Here is a 6,959-nt window from a genome sequence, read left to right as displayed (position 1 = left end):
GGACCCCGGTAATCTTGATTAATCATGCAATAAGTGAACTGAAAAGGTTAATTCACCGTAAACGAAGGACTTATGGCGAGTAGCTGAGAGCTCGTTGCGCCGCTGCAACAGCCGTGGCAGTGCGGATCCATGCTTGAAGACCGTGTCTTATTCATCGACGGCGAAGCCATGGTGATCGACAAGCCGGCGGGCCTGGCGGTCCACCCAGGCTCGAAAACGCCCGAGAGCCTGGAGGATTATCTCCATCATTTCCGCTTTGGTTTCCGACGCTTGCCGCTCCCCGTGCACCGGCTGGACCGCGACACTTCAGGCTGCCTTTTGCTCGCCCGCAACCCAAAGGCGCACAAGCGCTTCCAGCGCGCGTTCGAGGAGAAGAAGGTCGAGAAGAGCTATGTCGCCGTGCTGGACGGGGTGCCGGAGCGCGAGGAGGGCCAGATCGACCTGCCACTGGGAAAAGTCTCGACGAGGGAGGAGGGATGGCGGATCGTCCATGACGTTAAGGGGAAGCCGGCGCTGACGCGGTGGCGGACGATCGCCGTTAAGGATGGCCGCGCAGTTTTGCTGTTCACGCCGACGACCGGAAGGACGCACCAGCTCCGGGTGCACGCGGCCGAGGGGCTCGGGCTCCCGATTTCGGGCGACCCGATCTACGGGGCGGGACGGGGACCCATGCTGCTCCATGCCTTGTCGCTGAAGATGGAGCGCGAGGGCAAGACGCCGGTCGAGGCGACCGCCCCGCTTCCGCCCACCTTCGTCAATGCCGGCTTCGGCGATGTCCTCGGCTGACGCCTATACGCTTCCCGAGGAGGCGCTGAGCGAGAGCTTCATCGCATCGAGCGGTCCGGGCGGGCAGAACGTCAACAAGGTGGCGACCGCGGTGCAGCTGCGCTGCGACGTCTTCAAGCTCGGGCTGGCGCCTTATGCTTATGCGCGGCTCAAGGAGCTTGCAGGAAGCCGGATGACGTCGGGCGGCGAGATCGTGATCACGGCGCGGAGCTTCCGAACGCAGGAGGCCAATCGCGAAGATGCGCGGGCGAGGCTGGCGGAACTGATCGCCAAGGCCCACATCCGGCAACCGAAGCGGATCAAGACCAAGGTCAGCAGGGCTGCAAAGGCGAAGCGCGTCGAGGCCAAGAAGGGCCGAAGCGCGGTCAAGCAGGCGCGGGCCAAGCCGAGGATAGACTAGATGTACGAGTTCAGGATCGAAGCGGCGGACAAGGCCGAGCTCTACCGCCAGCTCGTCGAGGCGGCGGAGGCGCTGACGGCCGGCGAGCCCGATGCGATCGCCAACATGGCGAACATCTCGGCGCTTCTGTGGGAGAGCCTTCCCGACCTCAACTGGGCGGGCTTCTACCGCAATGTCGGCGGCGAGCTGGTGCTCGGGCCGTTCCAGGGCCGTGCCGCCTGCATCCGGATTCCCTTCGGCAAGGGCGTGTGCGGCGCGGCGGCGGCGAGCCTCGAGCCGCAGCTGGTGGAGGACGTGCACGCCTTTCCCGGCCACATCGCCTGCGACAGCGCATCCAGATCCGAGCTGGTCGTGCCGATCGTGGAGGAGGGGGAGCTGATCGGCGTCCTCGATCTCGACAGCCCGCTCGAAGCGCGCTTCGACCCGGAGGATCTGGCGGGCTGTGTCAAACTGGCACGGCTGCTCGGAGAGCGGCTCGGCTCTGTAGCAAAAGCCCCTTCCGGAAGTTAAAAACTCCCTGAGCGCACCCTGCCTTCAAGGGAGCGCAAGGCTCTCGTCGAACAGGGGACGCGCCATGAACAAATTCGCACTCGCAATCATCGCGGCAACGGCTCTCGCGCCCGTCGCAGCCGGGGCTCAGTCCGCTCCCGCCGGCGGTCCGGCCAATGCCGGGGTCACCTGGCGGAACGGCGGCGGCAATCACATGATGATGCAGCGTCACGGCCGCCAGGGCGGCGCGCAGAATTTCATCATCCACCGCCGCGGCGGCGGCCAGATGATGGGCGGCGGGCACCGGATGAAGGGCGGCTATCAGATGTGGGGCGGCCACGGCATGAAGGGCGGCGGCCATCACGGCATCAACCGCCATCACCGCTACAAGCGCATCGATCGCGGCTTCTTCGTCCCGCAATTCTGGTGGGGTCCGCGCTTCCAGATCCACAATTGGGGCATGTACGGCTTCTCGCAGCCGATCGAGGACCGCCGCTGGGTCCGCTATTTCGACGATGCCTTGCTGATCGACCGCTCAGGCCGGGTGCTCGACGGCCGCTGGGGCATGAACTGGGACGAATATGGCGACCGGTGGGCCTATGACGACGAGGGCATCCCCTATTACGAAGGCGACGATTACCCCGGCGACGAGGATTATGGCTATGACGACCGCGGCTATGTCGACCGCCGCGGACCGCCCCCTCCGCCGCCGCCCATGCCCTGCCCGCAGGCCTGTGGGCATCAGGGCTACGGCTACGGATACGGTTATGGCTGGATGCCGGGCGGGATGGTGACGATCACGGAGACGACGGTCCATGCGGCCGCGCCGCAGACGGTTCGCGAGACGGTCTATATCGAAAAGAGGGTGAAGGCGAAGCCGCGCCGCGTCTATCGGGCGAAGCCGCGGCCGCTGCCGGGCGAGCGCGGCTGATCCGGATCAGCTGAGCCGGTCGAGCGTCTCGTCCGGGAGGCCGCCGGGAACGATGATGACGGGGCAGGGCAGCGACCCTGCCACCGTTCCCGCGAAATGGGAGACGAGCGGACCCGGCCCGCCTTCCGCGGCGGCGCCGAGCACCAGCGCCGCGATGTCCTCGCGTTCCTTGAGGATGGCGGTCACCTCTTTCACCGGTTCGCCCTGCTTGACCGTGATCGACGGTCGGATGCCGGCCTCTTCGATGATCGCGCCGGAGGCCTGGAGCACCTTCGCCTCGGCGCGGAGCCGCGCCTCCTCCTCCATCGCGGCCTGCACCGCGCCCCACTGCACGAAGTCGGCGGGCGGGATCAGCGCGACGATCTCGACGCTGCTCCCGGTCCTGGCGGCGCGGCGGGCGGCGAAGCGGAGGGCCGAGCGCGCTTCCTCGCTCTCGTCGATCACAACCAGATAAGCCGGCATCTTCCCTCCTGCTCAGGCGATGCTGCGCCAGATCGCCGCCGCGCGCAAGCACGGGCACTGGAGCCCGGCCCAGCCGTTCAGCAGGTCTTGACCCGGACTTGCCTCTGCTGTTTGGACGGGCGCGCCCCTGACGCGAGGAAAGCCAGCGATGCCCATCGAATTGAAGATGCCCGCTTTGTCCCCGACGATGGAGGAGGGCACGCTTGCCAAGTGGCTCGTGAAGGAAGGCGACAGCGTCGCCGCGGGCGATCTCCTGGCGGAGATCGAAACCGACAAGGCGACGATGGAATTTGAAGCGGTCGATGAGGGCACGATCTCGAAGATCCTGGTCGCCGAGGGCACCGACGAAGTGAAGGTCGGCACCGTGATCGCACTCATCGCGGGCGAGGGCGAGGATGCCGGGGCAGCCGCGGCGGCTCCGAGCGCAGCGCCCGCGCCGGTCGCGAAAGGCGGCGGCGAGACTGGTGCGGGGCAGCCCGCGACTCCGACGCCGCAGCCGGACGTGAAGGGCTATGGCGCCAATCCCGCCGAGGACCAGAAGATTGCGGCCGCGCAGCCTCAAAGCCAGCCGCAGCCGCAGCCGAAGGCCGACACCGGCGACCGCATCAAGGCGAGCCCGCTCGCCCGCCGACTGGCCGAGCAGAAGGGGATCGACCTTTCCACCTTGAGCGGCTCCGGCCCGGGCGGCCGCATCGTCAAGGTCGATATCGACACTGCAAGCGGCAAGCCCGCACCGGCCGCCGCGCCTGCCCAGGCAGCACCGGCGGCTGCGCCCGCCCCGGCTCCTGCCGCAACGCCTGCCCCCGCCGCGCACCCCGTGCCGGACATTCCGCATGAGGCCGCCAAGCTTTCGAACATCCGCAAGACGATCGCCCGGCGCCTCACCGAATCGAAGCAGCAGGTTCCGCACATCTACCTCACCGTCGACATCCAGCTCGACGCGCTTCTGAAGCTCCGCACGGAGCTCAACGCCAGCCTCGAGAGCCGCGGCGTGAAGCTGTCGGTCAACGACTTTATGATCAAGGCGCTCGCCCGCGCGCTGATGGACGAGCCGAAGTGCAACGTCATGTACACGCCGACGGAGCTCGTCACCTTCAAGCGTGCCGACATTTCCGTCGCGGTGTCGACGCCCACCGGCCTCATCACGCCGATCGTAGCCGGCGCCGACACGAAGAGCCTCAGCGGCATTTCCACGGAGATGAAGGACCTCGCCGCCCGCGCCCGCGACAACAAGCTCCAGCCGCAAGAATATCAGGGCGGCACCGCGAGCCTCTCGAACATGGGCATGTACGGGATCAAGCAGTTCGAGGCGGTGATCAACCCGCCGCAGGGCATGATCATGGCGATCGGCGCGGGCGAGAAGCGGCCCTATGTCGTCAACGACAGCCTACAGATCGCGACGGTGATGAGCGCCACCGGCAGCTTCGACCACCGCGCCATCGACGGCGCCGACGGCGCGGCCCTGATGAAGCGCTTCAAGGAGCTGATCGAAGCGCCGCTGGGGATGATTGCGTAATGGCTGACACTTACGACCTCATCGTTCTCGGCTCCGGGCCCGGCGGCTACGTCGCGGCGATTCGGGCGGCGCAGCTGAAGATGAAGGTAGCGATCGTCGAGCGGGAGAAGCTTGGCGGGATCTGCCTCAACTGGGGGTGCATTCCGACTAAGGCGCTGCTGAGGACGTCGGAGATCAATCATTATCTCACGCACGCCTCCGCCTACGGACTCAGCGCGGAGAAGGTGTCGTTCGACCTTGCCAAGATCGTCGATCGCAGCCGGAAGGTGGCGGGGCAGCTCAATGCCGGCGTCAAGGGGCTGATGAAGAAGAATAAGATCACCGTGGTCGAGGGCGAAGGCTCGATCGCGGGAAAGGGGAAGCTCACCGTCGTCAAGGACGGCACCACTACCGAGCTCCAGGCCAAGCACATCATCGTCGCCACCGGCGCGCGGGCGCGGGACCTGCCGTTCGCCAAGGCGGACGGGAACAAGATCTGGACCTACCAGCATGCAATGGTGCCGAAGGAGATGCCGACGAAGCTGCTCGTGATCGGCTCCGGCGCGATCGGAGTGGAGTTCGCGAGCTTCTATTCGGACATGGGCGCTGAGGTGACGATCGTCGAGATGCTCGACCGGATCCTGCCGGTCGAGGATGCGGATATCTCCGCATTCGTGCACAAGCAGCTCACCAAGCAGGGGATGAAGATCCATGTGAGCTCGGGTGTCGACAAGCTCGAACCCACGGGCGCAGGCGTTCGGGCGACGCTGAAGGGCGGAGCGGTCGAGGAATATTCCCACGCCATCGTCGCCATCGGCATCGTTCCGAACACCGAGAATATCGGGCTGGAAGTGCTGGGCGTGAAAACCACCCGCGGCCATATCGACACGGACGGATACGGCCGCACCAACGTCGAAGGCATCTATGCGATCGGCGACGTCACCGGACCGCCCTGGCTGGCGCACAAGGCGAGCCACGAGGGCGTGATCTGCGTCGAGGCGATCGCCGGTGTGGAGGGCGTTCACCCGATGGAGACCGGCAACATCCCGGGCTGCACCTACTCCCGGCCGCAAGTCGCCTCCGTGGGCTTCACCGAGGCGAAGGCAAAAGAGGCAGGCTACAAGGTCAAGGTCGGCAAATTCCCGTTCATCGGCAACGGCAAGGCGATCGCGCTTGGCGAAGCGGAAGGCTTCATCAAGACGGTATTCGACGAGGCGACGGGCGAGCTGCTCGGTGCCCACATGGTCGGAGCGGAAGTGACCGAGCTCATCCAGGGCTATGTCGTCGCGCGCCAGCTCGAGACCACCGAGGCCGAGCTGATGCACACGATCTTCCCGCACCCGACTCTCTCGGAGATGATGCACGAGAGCGTCCTCGACGCCTACGGCCGGGCGGTACATTATTGAGCCCGCGTCACGCGCGTCGATAGCAGCCCGCGCCTGCGACAATTGCGGCGCCGAGCTGCTGGGCGACTATTGTCACAGTTGCGGCGCTCCGGAATCTCGAAGCGCGATCTGTCGCTTAGGCGTTTCGCCGGCGAGGCGACCGAGGAGATCACCAGCCTCGAACATTCGAAGCTGCTCCGCACCGTGCGGGCGCTGCTGTTTCGGCCGGGCTTCCTGACCCGGGAATATTTCTCCGCCCGCCGGGTGCGCTACGTGAAGCCGCTCGCGCTCGTCCTCGCCATCCTCGCGCTTCACCTCTTCGCCTTTTCGATCAGCAACACCGTGTCGATGTACGACATCGGAAGGCACGCCGCGGCCGAGGAGAAACTGGTCAGCTCGATGGGGGGCAACCAGACCCGGGCCAAGTCATTGCTCGTATCGAGCCGGATCAGGGCCGAGGCCGAAAGGCGCCGAGTGCCCGCCGAAGCGATCGAGCGGGAAATCGACGAGAAGTGGGCGCGCAATGCCTCGCTGATGCAGGTCCCGCTGATCGTCCTCTTTTCGCTTGCGCTCCATCTGGTCCACCTCCGGTCACAAAGATATTATGTCGAGCACCTCATCTTCGCGATGCACGCAATCTCCTTCGTGGTGCTGACCGTCGTCATAATGTGGCCGATCTATTATTGGTTGGGGATCAGGCTCAACGCGACCTCGGCCGCTATCGCGATCGGCAAATATATCGTCGACGGGACCTGGCTCGTGATCGCCACCCGCACCTTCTATGGCTATTCGCTGAAGAAATCGGTCGCGCTTGGGCTGCTCACCTATGTCGCTTATTATGTGGCATTCTTCCCGCTCCATCAGCTTGCATTGTCGCTGGCGCTGCGCTCGGCCTTCGGGGCATAGTCGGTAGGCCCATACAGTCCGTTCCTTGCTGGAGAATTCAGCGTGTCGCAGACCAGACAATGTCCGAAATGCTCCGGATCGATGACCGAGGGCTTCGTGCTCGAT

8 protein-coding genes are annotated in these 6,959 nt (G+C 65.5%); 7 read left to right on the top strand and 1 reads right to left on the bottom strand.

The window, feature by feature from the left end; all coding sequences use genetic code 11:
- The first annotated feature begins 129 nt into the window (after positions 1–129).
- The 4 genes from VF662_RS08370 to VF662_RS08355 all read left to right on the top strand — a co-directional run bounded on the left by VF662_RS08370 (position 130) and on the right by VF662_RS08355 (position 2,606).
- The gene (locus tag VF662_RS08370; RefSeq protein WP_464139814.1) at positions 130–786 is read left to right on the top strand and encodes an RluA family pseudouridine synthase; all 657 of its coding nucleotides are present in this window, start codon (positions 130–132) and stop codon (positions 784–786) included.
- Positions 773–1,186: an alternative ribosome rescue aminoacyl-tRNA hydrolase ArfB gene (gene arfB, locus VF662_RS08365; protein WP_464139812.1), complete on the top strand. Its 414-nt coding sequence runs from the start codon at positions 773–775 to the stop codon at positions 1,184–1,186. Before VF662_RS08370 ends, arfB begins: the two co-directional genes overlap by 14 nt.
- Positions 1,187–1,696, top strand: coding sequence for a GAF domain-containing protein (locus VF662_RS08360; RefSeq protein WP_464139810.1), 510 nt, complete (start codon positions 1,187–1,189; stop codon positions 1,694–1,696).
- 64 nt (positions 1,697–1,760) lie between these two features.
- Complete coding sequence (locus tag VF662_RS08355) at positions 1,761–2,606, top strand: RcnB family protein (protein ID WP_464139808.1); 846 nt, start codon at positions 1,761–1,763, stop codon at positions 2,604–2,606.
- A gap of 6 nt (positions 2,607–2,612) precedes the next feature.
- Here VF662_RS08355 and VF662_RS08350 read toward each other — a convergent pair whose 3' ends face one another.
- Positions 2,613–3,068, bottom strand: coding sequence for a universal stress protein (locus VF662_RS08350; RefSeq protein ID WP_464139806.1), 456 nt, complete (start codon positions 3,066–3,068; stop codon positions 2,613–2,615).
- A gap of 148 nt (positions 3,069–3,216) precedes the next feature.
- On the opposite strand from VF662_RS08350, the gene VF662_RS08345 reads away from it, so the two are divergent.
- The 3 genes from VF662_RS08345 to VF662_RS08335 all read left to right on the top strand — a co-directional run bounded on the left by VF662_RS08345 (position 3,217) and on the right by VF662_RS08335 (position 6,854).
- Positions 3,217–4,584, top strand: a complete 1,368-nt coding sequence (locus tag VF662_RS08345) for a pyruvate dehydrogenase complex dihydrolipoamide acetyltransferase (RefSeq protein WP_464139804.1) — start codon at positions 3,217–3,219, stop codon at positions 4,582–4,584.
- Positions 4,584–5,969: a dihydrolipoyl dehydrogenase gene (gene lpdA / locus VF662_RS08340; protein ID WP_464139802.1), complete on the top strand. Its 1,386-nt coding sequence runs from the start codon at positions 4,584–4,586 to the stop codon at positions 5,967–5,969. The genes VF662_RS08345 and lpdA overlap by 1 nt, the downstream gene beginning before the upstream one ends.
- Positions 5,970–6,038: 69 nt before the next feature.
- The gene (locus VF662_RS08335; RefSeq protein ID WP_464139799.1) at positions 6,039–6,854 is read left to right on the top strand and encodes a DUF3667 domain-containing protein; all 816 of its coding nucleotides are present in this window, start codon (positions 6,039–6,041) and stop codon (positions 6,852–6,854) included.
- Positions 6,855–6,959: the final 105 nt, after the last annotated feature.

The organism is Allosphingosinicella sp., from assembly GCF_036387215.1.
Classification (GTDB): domain Bacteria; phylum Pseudomonadota; class Alphaproteobacteria; order Sphingomonadales; family Sphingomonadaceae; genus Allosphingosinicella.
Note: the sequence above shows the minus strand (reverse complement) of the source record. Positions and strands in the feature narration are given on the sequence as shown.